Annotated in this window: 7 protein-coding genes and 1 pseudogene; 4 read left to right on the top strand and 4 right to left on the bottom strand. The window is 55.4% G+C overall.

What is annotated here, in order from left to right; translation table 11 throughout:
• The first annotated feature begins 247 nt into the window (after positions 1–247).
• Complete coding sequence (locus tag Enr10x_RS08165) at positions 248–2,215, top strand: alpha/beta hydrolase family protein (RefSeq protein ID WP_197997530.1); 1,968 nt, start codon at positions 248–250, stop codon at positions 2,213–2,215.
• A gap of 11 nt (positions 2,216–2,226) precedes the next feature.
• The gene (locus Enr10x_RS08160; protein ID WP_145448717.1) at positions 2,227–3,546 is read left to right on the top strand and encodes a sulfatase-like hydrolase/transferase; all 1,320 of its coding nucleotides are present in this window, start codon (positions 2,227–2,229) and stop codon (positions 3,544–3,546) included.
• A 21-nt stretch (positions 3,547–3,567) separates the two neighbouring features.
• Here the strand turns inward: Enr10x_RS08160 and Enr10x_RS08155 are convergent, their stop codons facing one another.
• From Enr10x_RS08155 to Enr10x_RS08145, 3 genes are all read right to left on the bottom strand, one after another.
• Positions 3,568–6,876, bottom strand: a complete 3,309-nt coding sequence (locus tag Enr10x_RS08155; protein WP_145448716.1) for a DUF4838 domain-containing protein — start codon at positions 6,874–6,876, stop codon at positions 3,568–3,570.
• 77 nt (positions 6,877–6,953) lie between these two features.
• On the bottom strand, positions 6,954–9,155 hold the full coding sequence (locus Enr10x_RS08150; protein WP_145448715.1) for a sulfatase-like hydrolase/transferase: 2,202 nt from the start codon (positions 9,153–9,155) through the stop codon (positions 6,954–6,956).
• A gap of 227 nt (positions 9,156–9,382) precedes the next feature.
• Positions 9,383–10,726: an MFS transporter gene (locus Enr10x_RS08145; protein ID WP_145448714.1), complete on the bottom strand. Its 1,344-nt coding sequence runs from the start codon at positions 10,724–10,726 to the stop codon at positions 9,383–9,385.
• Between the two features lie 313 nt (positions 10,727–11,039).
• Between Enr10x_RS08145 and Enr10x_RS08140 the strand changes: the two genes are divergently transcribed.
• Together Enr10x_RS08140 and Enr10x_RS08135 are read left to right on the top strand one after the other, a co-directional pair.
• The gene (locus Enr10x_RS08140; protein ID WP_145448713.1) at positions 11,040–12,806 is read left to right on the top strand and encodes an arylsulfatase; all 1,767 of its coding nucleotides are present in this window, start codon (positions 11,040–11,042) and stop codon (positions 12,804–12,806) included.
• 145 nt (positions 12,807–12,951) lie between these two features.
• Positions 12,952–13,638, top strand: a pseudogene (locus Enr10x_RS08135) (3-keto-disaccharide hydrolase); the annotation flags it as partial.
• Between the two features lie 189 nt (positions 13,639–13,827).
• Here Enr10x_RS08135 and Enr10x_RS08130 read toward each other — a convergent pair.
• On the bottom strand, positions 13,828–15,237 hold a 1,410-nt coding region (locus Enr10x_RS08130), incomplete at its 5' end, for a choice-of-anchor D domain-containing protein (protein ID WP_197997529.1).

Below are 15,237 nucleotides of genomic sequence, written 5' to 3'. Positions count from 1 at the left end.
TCTCCCTGACGCTGCACTGCGATGAAGGCAGGCTGCTGATATGCTGACATTCGTATGACGGGATTCACTTAAGAGACTCAATTATAGTCATGGGGCCTACCCATTCACAAACGGAAGCCGGCCCCGCAAAACGGATTCTGTCAATCGGATCTCAGAGCTGGATGGCACTGGACTTAAGGTGAATCATCCTGTTAGTATGAATTGCGTTCCACCTGATCTCCCTCCACCTGCAAGACTGGATACTCCAGTGAAGTCATTGATCCTCAGCCTGACAATCTGCTTGAGTATTTTCTGCAACCTGAGTCTCTCTCAAGACAGGTATCGTGTGTTACCGCCCGATTTCAACGCCGATAAAAGTCAACAGATGATGCGGGCGTGGTTGAGAACTCAGGCACACCAGGCACTCGACCGACGACAACAGGAACTGGAAGCGGCGCTTACTTCGCCTGAAAAGTTCTCCGTCTATCAACAACAGCGGCGTGAGACTCTGCGTCGTTCCCTGGGAGAAATGCCTCCGCGGACTCCGCTAAATCCCAAGAATACTGGCACCATTCAGGCGGACGGCTTCACGATTGAGAAACTCTATTTTGAAAGCCAGCCCGGTTTTTATGTCACCGCCAACCTGTATCGCCCTGCCGGCAACGGTCCATTCCCGGCGATACTGCATCCCCTGGGACACAGCGAGAACGGAAAAGCATACAGCGCTTATCAACGTGCCAACCAGCTACTGGTGAAGCATGGTTTTATTGTGCTCTGCTTCGATCCGATCGGCCAGGGAGAACGCAAACAGATTATGGACTCCGACGGGAAACCAGCCCACCGAGCCAGTCACGAACACGAGGAACTAGGAGTGGCTCCGATTCTGCTGGGACGGGGGTTGGGCAGTTACATGGTCTGGGATGCGGTCCGGGCGCTGGATTATCTCTGCAGTCGGCCTGACGTCGATGCACGGCGGATCGGCTGTACCGGAAATTCCGGCGGCGGGAACCTCACCAGTTTTCTGATGGCCTACGATGAACGAATTCAGGCCGCTGCCCCGGGTTGTTTCATGACGACTCATCGACGAAAAAACGAGAGTCCCGGTCCAGGAGATGCCGAACAGAATCTCTACGCCCAGATTCGCGACGGTTTTGATCATCCCGACTTCATCCTGAGCCGTGCTCCCAAACCGACGCTGATCCTCGCTGCGACTCACGATTTCGTCCCCATTGCAGGTACATGGGAAGCGTACCGCCAGGCGAAGCGGGCTTATACCGCGCTGGGGTACCCGGAACGGGTCGCGTTGATTGAAGCGAATGAGAAACATGGATTCAGCCAGCGACTGAGAGAGGGAGCCACACGCTTCTTCGCACTCTGGCTGCAGGGGCGACAGTTCGATGTCTTTGAAGAAGAACCGGTCCAGGTCTACGCTGATCAGGAGCTGCAGGTTACTCCTGCCGGACAGGTATTGCAATTGCCCGGCGCCCGCTCCCTACTCGAAGTGAATCGGGACGAAGAACGACGTCTCGCTGCACAGAGACCACAATTGACGCGCGACCTGATTCGGAAGGTCGCAGGGATTCGTCCGCTCAAAAACCTGCCTGAACCAAGGGTCGAATTGGTCGGTGCCGACGGAGCCCGCGCGAACTGGATGGGGTCCGAGGGCAAAAGTCAGGCGGGAAGCGAGGCTCCCCTAAAACTTCTGTTTCATCCCACACCGGGGATTGTGTTGCCCGCACTCTACTGGCCGCAGGGATCTGCACAGCCGGTCCTGCTGGCGCCGGAGGCGGGGATGAACGGCGCTGTCAAAGAAGCCCGGCAGTTGAATCAGAGTGGTCATCCGGTGCTGATTGTCGAGGTCCGTGATACGGGTGAAACCGCGACCCGCAACTGGCGGTTCTTTGGCGCGGATTACTACATTGCCTCGATGCTGGGCCGTTGCTGGCTGGGCATGCGCGCGGAAGATCTATTAATCTGTGCCCGCTGGTTGAAGGACGACTCTCGGTCCGACTCGGTTCACCTGACAGCAGAAGGAGAGCTTACCCCGGCAGCACTCCACGCCGCGGCCCTGGAACCGGAGTTGATCTCCAGACTGACCTCCCGCAAGGGACTGGCGTCCTGGCGGTCACTGATGACGGAGCCAGATGCTCACCAGCACATCCATAACGCCGTCCAGGCTGGATTGCGTTATTATGATTTACCTGACCTGAAAACATTGATTCATACTACCCCTTGAGGAGTTGCACCATGCCTGCCCTGAAATTCGTATGCACACTGGCCCTCGCGCTATTGCTGATCCCATCCCCTGGTCTAGCGTCAGAGGAGTCGAAACCCAACATTCTGTTGATCATGGCGGATGATGTGGGCAGCGATGCGATCGGCTGTTATGGCGGACAGAGCTATCCCACGCCGCACATTGATGCCCTGGCCAAAGGGGGCCTGAAATTCAACCAGGCCTATTCGATGCCGGTCTGCCATCCGTCACGCGTCTGCCTGATGACAGGTCGCTATCCGTTCCGGTTTGGAAAAGCAGGATCTAAATGGGGCGACTTTCCTGACGCCGCCGAGGGAATCTGCATTGGAGACCGCATGAAACAGGCAGGCTACGCGACAGCGGTCGCCGGAAAATGGCAGCTCTGTTTCATGAAGAACGATCTGGATCACCCCCGCCGCATCGGCTTTGATCAGTGGTGTCTGTTCGGCTGGCATGAAGGGGGGCGCTACCACGACCCGCTGATCTATCAGAACGGCAAACCGCTGGCGAATACTCAGGGTAAGTACGGACCAGATATCTATACTCAGTTTCTGATCGACTTCATGAAAGAGAGTCACAAGGAGGGGAAGCCGTTTTTTGCTTATTACCCGATGGCGCTCTGCCATGATGTGACCGATGACCTGAAAGGTAAGCATGTCGCTTATGCACACGACGGGCACTGGTTGACCTTTGCTGAGATGATGATTTCGATGGACGACATGATCGGTCGGCTGGTCACTGCCCTGGACGAGATGGGAGTGCGCGACAATACGCTGATCCTGTTTACCACCGACAACGGGACCCCCGCGGCCAGTTACCTGTACGTGAATGAACAGGGAAAAATGGTGCGTCCTAAAGTAGTCTCGGTGCGAAATAATCAAATTGTTCCCGGCGGAAAAGGGAAACTGGACGATACCGGAACCCGGGTTCCCCTGATTGCGAACTGGCCCGGACATATCAAAGCCGGGCAGGAAGTGAATACCATGGTCGACCTGACGGATTATCTGCCCACCGTGGCGGATGTCGCCGGTCTTCAAAATGATGGTGTTCCCCGGGACGGCGTCAGTTTTGCAGAGGTGCTCTCCGGGGATCCCGGCAAGGATCGTCGTGACTGGATCTTCATTGAGCACCGGGGAAAACGCTGTGTGCGTGCCCTGCACTGGAAACTGTATGATGACGGACGCTTTTACGATCTCAAACAGGATCCGCTGGAAAAGATGCCCCTGAAGACAGACGCGTTGAAAGGGAAAGCCAAACGAAACTACGCGGCACTGCAGAAGACGCTGAGTGAGATGCAGGGACCGCTCAAATAAATGCTGATTACTGAAAATCTCTCAGGGCGCATTCAGCTGTTTTAGTTCTGTTTCCGCTGCCTGGCGATGCCCTGCTGCGGCGGAGTCGTCTTCAAGCACACTCTGATACGCCTGCTGCGCGGCCTGTTTCTGGCCCGCAGCAGCCAGAGTGCGGGCCTGTGTTAACAGCATTTCGTGACGCCAGTAGCCTGTCAGCTGTTTGAGATCCGCCCGTGCGAGGACCTGCAGTGCGGCGTCATATTGCCCCTGCTTTGTGAGAATTCGTGCAGCTCCCTCGATTGAACGGAACTGATCTGCAGCGCCAATGCGTCCTGCCCCGTCATAATTCTGGCGATACGCTTTCAGAGCCGCGGCATCATCGTGCAGGTTGTTCTCCCGGTTTTCACCCAGTAGAAGAAGTATATGTGATCTCTTGCGCGGGTCTGGTGTATATTTCAGTGCGGTGGTAAGGTCGGCTTCTGCAGCTTGTCCCTGTTTTAATCTCGCAAAGGCGGTTCCCCGGGCAAAGGCTGCTTCTCCCACTTGCCAGAACGGCCAGGAGGCATAGTTTTCTGACTTGAACTGTTTGATCAGTTCCTCATATTCTCGTTGTGCGAGCAGGTTCTGCATACGTACCGTCTTCTGAACCGCTTCGAGGGGAATCTGCCTGGCCAGGGAGTCGGCCTGGGCGTCGTTTTTCAGATTCCGGGCACACTCTGCTGCCTGCTGCAGAGCGACTGATTTTTGCAGATCCGTTGCACCTTGTTCTTTCGCCAGCGCCACAAAGGCCTCCTGAGCTGCGGAATACTTCCGCCGCTGGAGTAGTTTTTCTGCTTTGCGACTGGCGATCAGATAATCCGTGACGCTCGGATCGGCTTCGAACCGATGGGACAGCCCCCGATAAAAGTGAGCAAATTTCATGGGCTGATGAAAACCGGAAGTTCCCGTCGGGGAGAAGGCAGAATATTCCGCACCATTGTCCCGAATTCGTTGACGACAGACATTGATGTGCCAGGGGAGACTGACCGTCGGTCTTTTCCCGATGACCTGGTGCAGCGGGTCATTTTCATCTTGAATGACGGGAATCCGCACTTCCGCGGTCCAGTAGCCATCGCCTGCCTGCGTGGCGACTTCTGCCTGGGAATCCCAGCGGAACCAGTCTGCTTTCTCAGCGCCGCGGTCCAGATCGATCAGAGCCCCCGCAGGATTGATCGCCAACTGGTAGTAACTGTGTGATTCGGTGCTCAGGAGGATTTCGATGGCATCGCCATACCAGAGGGCCTGATCTTCATTTTTCGTTGTGGTACTGCGTGGCTGCGTCCCCGGTTCTTCTTCACAGCGGATGGCAAAATAGAGATCACGGCCTACCCAGCGTGACTTGATGGTCGTGCCGTAAACAGGAAGTCTGCCCGTCTGCAGTTCGCGGAGTGATCCTGTGGAGGCGGTCGGACAGTTCTGCCAGAGTGCGTCGTCCAGTTGACCATCGATTTTGATTTCTCCCCGGGGATCACCGACGAGCCGCAACACAGGCACGGGACCCCGTTTCTGTGCCAGCTGGATGCTCTTATTTCGCAGCCCGTTCAAGAACTGATCGATGAGCGCCATGCGTCTGCCGTAAACAGAATCGGGTTTAACTTTAGCCTGGGCCACAGAGAACAGTTCCAGTGCCCGCGCTGCCTGGTCTGCTTCCTGCTCCATCTCGCGCCAGTGTTGTTCACAGTAGAGGAAGAATTCCCGCATTTCGGGTGCGGCAGGGCCGTAAAACAGATCGCAGTATTCGTTAAACAGGGCGTCGACATCCTGGTCTTTCCCGCCCCAGTACATCCGCGCGGTAAAGTAAATCAGAAAGTGGTTGTAGCCGATGGCTTTATCGCTGAAATCCATCGTGAGCCAGATATCTTCCCCTTTGGAGTTCCCCTTAGTTTCATTGATGCTCTCTCCCAGAACGTGTGGAATGAAGGCCGGCAGATAAAACCCGCGTCCCGTAAAGGGATAATTCTCAAAGATAATAATCGGGTTGTCGGTTTTCTTGCGCCAGGCGCTGCGCAGTTGACGGAGTGACTCTCGATCAGCGCTGGTGGGACGTCGTCCGCCGACGATAATCACCTGCACGTTCGGTTCCAGCCGGTCGAGCTTCTCAGGAGGCAGCGTATAGGTGCCGTAAGCACAGTTGGAGATTTTGCGATCCGGGTGCGTCTTCCGCACTTCTTTCGCCACTCGATTGACAAATTCCCAGACATAATCGGAAAACGCGCCGCGATAGCCACGCCCCGGCGTATCCTGGCCCGAACAATGTTCGCATTGACAGATGGCGGTATAGCCATCGGGGGGCATGACCGAAACCACGTCCATATCGAAATGATCAAACTGAGCCCGCACATACCGCACGGTCTGTTGGAACAGTTCCTCGTTGGAATAGCAGAGCTGGTTCAGGCGTTTGCCCGGCTGTGTATCGCGTTTACCGCCATACAGGGCAAACCATTCCGGATGATTTTTCAGAGTGTCTGCATTGTGCGTCATATGATCCAAACCGTGGGCAGCCTGTCGACCGTATGGCTGTCGCACTCCCAGCCGCATGGCCCACATAGCCGCATCACGACCGTAGACGCCAAAGCGGAAATTGATTGTTCGCAGGGGAAAATCGGGACGAACCGTCTGATCGATTGCCGGGAGCGGTATCGTTTTCTGACGAGGGACGATTTCTCCCAGTTCGCCGGGCAGGTACCAGCGGACGCCCAGGCTCCGTAAGTACCCACACACGGCATTAAACGAGCCCCGCTCATCAAAGCCCCAGACATTGACCTGTCCCGCTTTATCGACCAGCTGTTCATTGGGGGTTCCGAACAGGCTGGTGGAGCCGGTATAATGCTTGTAAAGCTGCGAATGTGGATAGCCCCAGTGCTCCCCCGTGATTGCATCCCAGGCAGCCTGCACCTTTCCACTGGCAAGATCACGATGGTTGCGGGGCCAGGGTTCAATGGGTTTGAAGTCGGTATCGTCGCCCAGCAGTGCCAACCAGTCTGTGCCGGAAACAATCCGATACGCGCCGGCTTTGAGATCCGCTGCTGAAATTTCCCGTTGCCTGGTCTGCGCGCTCGTTCCAATCAGAATTGTGACCGGCATTTTGCCGGTAGGTTTCGTCACGATTTCCAGCTTCGCCCCGGAGATCTTTTCCAGGTACTGTTGCAGTTCCTGGGCTGCCAGGCGCGTACTGCGCGGTGCGGGTGAGGCGATCACAATTTCCGCTTCCGGCTGACCATTTCGAATCAGAAACCGCTCCGCAGCGGTTCCCGACTCCAGAATAAATGCGAAACACCACAGAACACCAGCCAGCAGAAGCGTTTTCCACATGAGGAACTCCCGGTCAGTCAGAGGAGAAATCAGTTCCCAATGCGCATCTCACCAGATCATTGAGCCTGTACCGCGATTTACTGCTTTCCGTAAATGGGTGGCTTCCAGTTTTTGGGGAGGCGCCCTTGGGGACGAACACCATAAGCATCTGCGGGAATGGGATGATCTTCCGCCTTTTGCAGGGGCAGATCATCGGGCAGATGTTTGATTTTAAAGTCCTTGTATTGAATTTTCATTTTTGGACCGACATGCACCTGCACCGCCAGAACACCTTCCAGGGCTCTGCCCTTGGGATCCAGATCGATGAGATCCGCCGTCTGGTGCCCGTCAATCCAGTGCTGATGATGGTTACCCTGCACCAGCACACGGAAATCATGCCACTCGTCGGGAGCGAATTTCTTGACGGGCATCTTGCCGACCACCCAGGGCTGCCCATCCGGGGCCACGATGACTTTCTCGCCGGTATGCGAGAGAATTCGTCGTCCCTTTTCCTCATACAGCATGCCGTTGTAGTTGGGATTGTTGGCCACGACATCGCACTGATAGCCGGTCACGATATCCAAACCCAGATCAGGTCGCGAGGTCCCACGATACTGGAGACCACTGTTTCCGCCTGCGGTGACTTTCACTTTTACACGCAGGTCGAAGTTGCGGATCGTGGAGTCTTTCCAGGTCATGAAATGATTCACTTTCAGAGAGCCATCGGTGACGCCGGTCAATGCTCCCTCTTTGACAGACCAGTATTGAGGGTCCCCCGACCAGTGACGCAGCGTTTTGCCATCGAAGACACTCACAAACCCGTCTTTGTCCGTCCGGGCACCGACGGCAGCAGAGGCTTCCGGGAAGGGAACGGTGGAATCCCGGAATTCGCCGCGCAGCGGATCGAGGGGGCCTCCCAGTTCTTTGACACGTGCCGTTGTCCGTTCACGCAGCACCTTGAGTTTGTCAGCGTATTGGGGATTTTCGACCAGATTCACCAGTTCGTCTGGATCGGCTTTCAGGTCGTGCAGGAATTCATAGTTGTCATGATCGAAATAACGCACGTATTTCAAGTCCCCGTCGCGGATCCCTTCAAAGGCGGGAATCCGATTCCGAACCGCAAAGTGTTCGTGGAATGTTTCGGTCCGCCAGTCGGCTGGTTTCGCGCCACTGACAACGGGTTTCAGACTGTGCCCCTGGTAGCGCTGGGGGACTTTCACGCCGGCCCAGTCCAGGAAGGTGGCGGGCAAGTCAAGATTCAGCGCCAGGGCATCGGTTACTTTGCCCTGCTCTTTTTTGGGAACGCGGGGGTCGACGATAATCAGCGGTACCTGGAGTGCATTCTCATAGTGAGACCACTTGCCCGCGAAGCCACGATTGGCCATGTAATAGCCGTTGTCGGCTGAATAGACAATAATCGTATTCTCGGCCAGGCCGGCTTCTTTCAGTGCTTTGAGGAAGCGGCCGATGGCACCATCGATGCCACTGACCATCCGGTAGTAGGCCCGCATGTTCGTCTGGTATTTCTGCGGTGTGTTCCAGCGCCAGAAATAGCGTTCGCGGTTGATGGTGGTCTGCAGGAAATTAGGCTGAGCGTTAAAGATCTCCGGATCTCCCAGACGCGGCGGGGCGATCTGGATGTCTTCGTACATGCCATCGACGGCACGAGGCCAGGGGAAGTGTCCGATGCCGGGTCGTCGATCGCTGTCTTCGGCGTGACAGGCATTGAACCACAGATTCAAAGCAAAGGGTTTATCTTTGGGCTGCGATTTGACGAAATCAATGCCCCGATCGACGATCAGTTCGGTCTCATGTCGCAGACTGCCGTCGGGCTGCTTCTTGTAATAGGGATTGCGGCTGATGGCTTCGAACTCATCGAAATGAGCTTCCCGCTTGAAATCTTTGGGCATCTTAGCGTGCCATTTTCCGAAGAAGCCGGTGCGGTAGCCCTGCTCACGCAGGAGGTCAGTGTAAAGCGTCTGCACGGCTGCGGGACGGGCCAGTTCCGGGTTGGACGGCGATCCGTAACTGCGGCCGGTGAGTCCGGTGAGAATCGTGGTCCGGCTGACCCAGCAGATGGCCTGGCTCACATAGGCCTTTTCAAAGCGTGTGCCCCGCTTGGCCAGTTCATCGATATTGGGGGTCTGGATGACCTGATTTCCATAGCAGCCGAGTGTGCTTGTGGTCTGGTCATCGGCGAAAAAGAAGACAATATTCGGTTGCTCAGCCGCGTGAATCTTTCCACCGGAGAGCAAGAGCAGGGAGAAGAGCAGCAGGAGTGTTTTGGTTTTCCCAGACATAAGTTTCAACTTCCAGGCTCGCGCCAGAGCCAAAAGGAGCCTGACAGGTCTGAATGCCGTTTCAGACTGTTCGTACTCAGTTCGTATGTAATACTTTGAGATTAATTCACAGGTATGAAAATAGAAGTCTCTGTATTTTAACGGGTCGCGGAGGCAAAGGCGACAGTTGAGCGCGAAATTCCTGGACGGTTACCCGCTTCTTTAACAACGTTCACTATCTGCGAAAATCATCTGTCTGGTTGACTCTCATCATCCGTGATTGTATGGCGGGGATTGATCAGGGCCCAGCTGAGCGTGGCCCCCAGGTAGATCGCTGCAAAGAGATAGAGCACCAGATTCCAGTCCGGCGTCGGCATCCCTTTGATATACGTGAAAAGAGCACCGACTACAATCGGAGAAAGATAGCCACCGATCACGCCTGCCATATTCACGATGGCGATGATCACGGACGTGTGTCTGCCTCCGAGATCCATCGACGTCACCCAGATCGCTGGATTTCCCATGCCAGAGAGAAATGTACCACACGAGATTAAATAGACCGCAGAATTCGCAGGAACCTGACTGGCCAACAGAATGCAAACCGCGCAGATCATGGTAGAACCGGCACTGAGCAGAGAGCGACTGAAATATTTGCTGCCGGTTCGCTGATAGATGAGGTCGATGAGCCTGCCGCCCGCCAGAGTGCCGAGCACAATCGCCATCAACGGCAGCATCGCTAACAAACCTGCTTTCTGCACGGAAGCATCACTGGACTGCTGCAGATAAGCGGGAAACCAGGTGATAAAAAAGGCGTATCCAAATGACCGGAAGACACACTGCAGACAAAACAGCCAGAGATTTCCGTTTGAAACCATTTTGACTAACAGTTGACGTACTGGAATTGACTTTTTCTCCTGGCTGTCTGCTCCATTAGAATTGTCTGACGATAAAATCAACTTCACTTCAGCGTCGTTTGTTCCTAGATGCTCTGCAGGACGATCTCGGAACATCAGAAAGAAAAGCAGCATCCAGCAGACTGAAAACAGGCTGAACAGCACCAGCGGGATGCGCCAGCCCAGGGGACCGACCAGCGAAGCGGTGAGACCGGTGGCAATGATGCTGCCTACTGACATGAAACTGCCCATCAGCGAACTTGCAGTCCCCCGTTTTGCTTCGGGAATCCAGTTTTTAATAACCTGTGCCGCACAGGGAACCATGCCGGCCTGTGCCAGTCCGAGCAGCAGGCGGGAAAACCAGATCAGGCCAAACGAATGGGCAACCGCCGTCAGCAAATTGGCGATCGCTGACATCAATTGTAACAACGGGAGTGCCAGGCGATTGCCCAGTTTCTGACCCAGGATACCACCCGGAATCTGAAACAGGAAATAGCCGGCATAAAACGCTGCCAGCACGCGTCCCATTTGCAGATCATCGAACGTCAGGTCCGTCTGGATCGTGGTGGCGAGCGGCGCCAGACCAGCACGCGGCAGATAGGCCAGCAGGAAGCCACTGCTCAGTCCTGCCAGGACCAGAAATCGCACGCGCGTTGGCTTCACTTCTCCTGGCGGAATATTCTCTGCAGCTGAATCCATCAATTGATTACCTGCACTGTTTCAGAAAGACGACGGAACAAAGCTGGTCTGTTTTGCCCCGCGAAGTCAGTCTCCAGGTCAGTTTGAGCGTTACCTGTGCATCCTCATCATTGCACAATCGGTTTCTGGAAAGCAATTAAAAAACCTTGTTTTGAAAAAGAGAGATCACGGTTTTCAGGCGCCTCATACGTGAATTCAGTATGCCGATCCGATATTATGGAATCTTTCAGCAGGACCCCTGAACCCCTTCTGGTTTTCTGCTTTCATACATACTTACACTTGATTCAGCGTTCCCTATTCAAGAGCAGTCATCATGAAACAATTACTAACTTTAGGTCTGCTGGTCTGCATTCTGACCGGTAACCTTTTTGCGAAAGAGAATCATCATCCCAACATTGTCGTCTTCCTGGCAGATGACCAGGGCTGGGGCGATGTGAGCCATAACGGCAACACCAACCTCCACACCCCGAATATCGATGCACTTGTAAAACAGGGAGTACGGTTTAACCGCTTTTATGTGGGCGCCGTCTGTGCTCCAACGCGAGCCGCCTTTCTGACTGGACGCTACCACGCACGGACAGGTACCACCGGCGTTTCCAAAGGAGAAGAACGCTTCAATTCTGATGAATACACCATCGCCCAGGCCTTCAAAGCAGCCGGCTACGCAACGGGGGCCTTTGGGAAGTGGCATAACGGCACCCAGTATCCCAACCATCCCAACGCAAAGGGCTTCGATGAATATTATGGTTTCACTTCGGGACACTGGGGGCACTACTTCAGCCCGATGCTGGATCATAACGGTACGTTTGTGAAAGGCAAGGGTTACATTACCAACGACCTGACCAGCAAAGCCATTACCTTCATCAAACAGCAGGTTCAGCAGGACAAACCATTCTTCACCTACCTGCCCTATTGCACGCCGCACTCTCCGATGCAGGTACCCGACGAATACTGGGACCGCTTTGCTGACAAAAAACTGAAAATGCATCATCGCGATCCGGAGAAAGAACAGGACGATCATCTCCGTGCGGCACTGGCGATGTGCGAGAATGTGGACTGGAATGTGGGTCGCGTTCTGAAAGTACTGAATCAACTCGGAATCGAAGACGATACGATCGTGCTTTATTTCTCAGACAATGGTCCAAACGGTTTTCGCTGGAACGGCGATATGAAGGGGAAAAAGGGTTCCCTGGATGAAGGCGGCGTCCGGTCGCCGTTTGTGATTCGCTGGCCCGGACACATTCCTGCCGGCCGCGAGGTGAACCAGGTCGCCGGGGCCATTGATCTCCTGCCGACCCTTACCGACCTGGCCGGCATCAAGCGTCCTGAACCCAAGCCGATTGACGGTGTAAGTCTCAAGCCATTGATCATGGGGCAGGCTGAATCGTGGCCGGACCGCATGATTTTCTCCAGCCTTCGCAAGCGGGTCAGTGTCCGTACCGATCAGTATCGGCTGTCTGAAAAAGGCCAGCTTTTTGATATGACTAAGGATCCCGGTCAGCGAAAGGATCTCTCCAAACAGAAACCCGAGGTGACGCAGAAACTCAAACAGGCGGTCGCTGACTGGAAGAAGTCGGTCTGGCCGCACGGCTATCCGACGGAAAGCCGCCCTTTCCTGATTGGTTATGGTGGAGCGAAATCAACACAGCTGCCCGCCCGTGATGCGATTTCGCATGGCGGCATCAAGCGTTCATCGCGGCACCCGAACTGTTCCTTCTTTTACAACTGGACCAGTACCGAAGACAGCATCACCTGGAAGGCGAAAGTCGATCAGGCGGGTACCTATGAAGCGGTGTTATACTACACCTGTCCGGCAGACGGCGTCGGCTCCACCGTCGAACTGAGCTTCAACGGCAGCACAGTAAAAGGAAAGGTGACCAAGGCACACGATCCCCCACTGATCGGAGCAGAACAGGATCGGGCGAAACGTTCCGAATCACTGGTCAAGGATTTCAAGCCGATGGTGTTGGGGAAAATTAAGCTGTCTCAGGGCACCGGTGAGCTAACCCTGCGAGCGCTGCAGATCCCGGGCAAGCAGGTGATGGACTTCCGTCTGCTGATTCTCAATCGCGTCGATTAAATCGAATCGATCTACAGTCACTGATTGGTACAGTCGTGGCAGGAAACTCTGTTTTATGACTGGTATCCGCTCTGTCAGCCAGTCATAATGCTGCCTGACGACTGTTTTCTGGTACATTTAAAACCCTTAATCTGATGGATAAACAATGAAATTACATCTGACCTTCTCAGCGATTTGCCTCGCACTCCTGATTAACGTAACTTCCTATGCCGGAGATAAAGGCTTCAAACCGCTGTTTGACGGCAAAACGCTCAACGGCTGGGTTCAGCACGGCGGAAAAGCCAAGTATGACGTCGTTGATGGCACGATCGTCGGCACCTCGGTTCCCAAAACCCCCAACAGTTTTCTCTGTACCGATAAAATGTACGGTGATTTCGAACTGGAAGTCGATTTCAAAGTCGATCCGCTGTTAAACTCCGGTATCCAGATTCGCAGCAATGTCCACGACGATGACAGAACCATTGAGTATACTGACGCAAACGGAAAAGAAGCGAAGAAAAAAATCCCTGCCGGCCGTGTACACGGCTACCAGGTTGAAATCGATCCCTCTGACCGTGCCTGGTCAGGTGGCATTTATGATGAAGGACGTCGCGGCTGGTTGAACGACCTCTCAAAAAACAAAGCAGCTCAGAAAGCCTTCAAGCAGAACGAATGGAACCACTACCGGATCGTCTGCAAAGGGGATTCGATCAAAACCTGGATCAACGGCGTTCCTGCTGCTGATCTCAAAGATAGCCTCACTCCCAAAGGCTTCATTGCCCTGCAGGTGCATGGTGTCGGTAACCATCCTGAAAAAGTTGGCAAGCAGGTCAGCTGGAAGAACATCAAGATTAAAGAGCTGAAATAAACACGAACGGGATCGCTTTACCAGACCAGCCACCTGAGCACCGACTCAGGTGGCTTTTTTTATGCATGCAATTCCAACGCTTTTCTTCAACAGAGATCTCAATCAAAATCCCTACCCCCGGGAACCTGAGTTTCCGGGGGCCTGTCGGGACTGTTTGTGTCTGAACTGTTTCGCTTAGTCCAGCAGCGGGTTGTCTCCGCCTGAGATGGCGCTGAAGAAGGCGTCGAGGTCGTCTTCCGTCGGCAGCCGCCGTTCGGAGACGTCCAGGGAATCGCTCATCAGCGTGCCGTCGGTTGCCAGGTCTTCCAGACCCAGCGTGTGACCCAGTTCGTGCATCACGACGGTCAGCAGATCCATCTGGCCGAAGGCCGCACTGCCCGAGCCGGCCAGCAGACTGCCGTCAATCAGCGTGAACTCGCTGCTGTCCAGCGGCGTGCCGTCCACGAACCAGCCGTAACCGGCGGCGTTCACATCGATCAGGACCGTCGTGCCTGCAGCACCACCGAGCATCGCATCCGGCAGATCGGCGAGCACGAAGTTCACCGACTGCAGCAGTTCCAGTTGGGCGTCGCTCAGACCCGCGGATTCCCAGTAACTCAGGGCCGCATCCACGACCGAGTCCAGGTCGGACTGCGTGATCGACGGAGCTGAGGTGCTGCTCGCACCGGCGGCCGCCAGCAGCGGGCCGGTCCGCTGGATGCGGATCGCATCGGCGATGAGTGCCCCGTCAACCGGGCCGCTGTCACTCAGGGTGACGGTGATTGAACCACCGCCGCCCACGACCACAGCCGCGCTCAGGATCTCCCAGTCGGCACCGTCGGCGGTGAAGTCGTTCGGGGCGACCTGCTGGTCGATCACCACCGGTCCTACACCGGAGACGTTGAATTCAGCATACGAGGATGGGCTCGGGTAACCGTACCAGGTGGCTGAGACCGTGTAGGTCCCGGCTGCCAGGCCCGTGAAGTCCCAGGTTGCCGTACCGCTCTGACCGAAGTTCAGTGTCTGGCCGTCATCCTGGAAGTAGCGGGAATCGAAGATCTGGGTATCCCAGTTCCCCACACTGTTGTAGGCGGCATCGCCGTCATCGATGATCAGCACGTCGGTCATTTCAGCCGCGATGTTGAACGTGAACGGGTTCTCGTCCGAGTCATTGGTGACGATTGAGACGACCCCGCCGACAGGACCGGCGACCCCGGTACTGCTGAAGGAGATCTCGAACGTCGTCGAGTGACCGGCGGCCAGGTTCGTCGTCCCCAGCGGAGACGAGACCGTGTATTCGCCCGATCCCGGCAGGCTGATCGCCCCCAGGTTCAGCGTGTTGGTCCCGGTGTTCGTAATCGTGAAGGTCTGCGACAGGGTCTCGTCGAAGAAGGCGGTGCCCAGATCGACGTTGCTCACGCCGCTGGTCAGAGCAGTCGCCCCGGCCTGTACGTCGATTTCCGGAGCCGTCAGTCCGGGCGGAATCAGTTCCAGCCGCATCGCATCGGCCGCCAGATCGCCGTCGGCACCGTCATCGGTGATTGTCACCGTCAGCGTGCCCCCGGCAGTCACCTGGAAGTTACCCAGTTCCTGCCAGATCGTACC

The sequence above is a fragment of the Gimesia panareensis genome, assembly GCF_007748155.1.
GTDB classification, from domain to species: domain Bacteria; phylum Planctomycetota; class Planctomycetia; order Planctomycetales; family Planctomycetaceae; genus Gimesia; species Gimesia panareensis.
The sequence above is the reverse complement of the archived record's forward strand: the minus strand, read 5'-3'. Positions and strand labels throughout refer to the sequence as shown.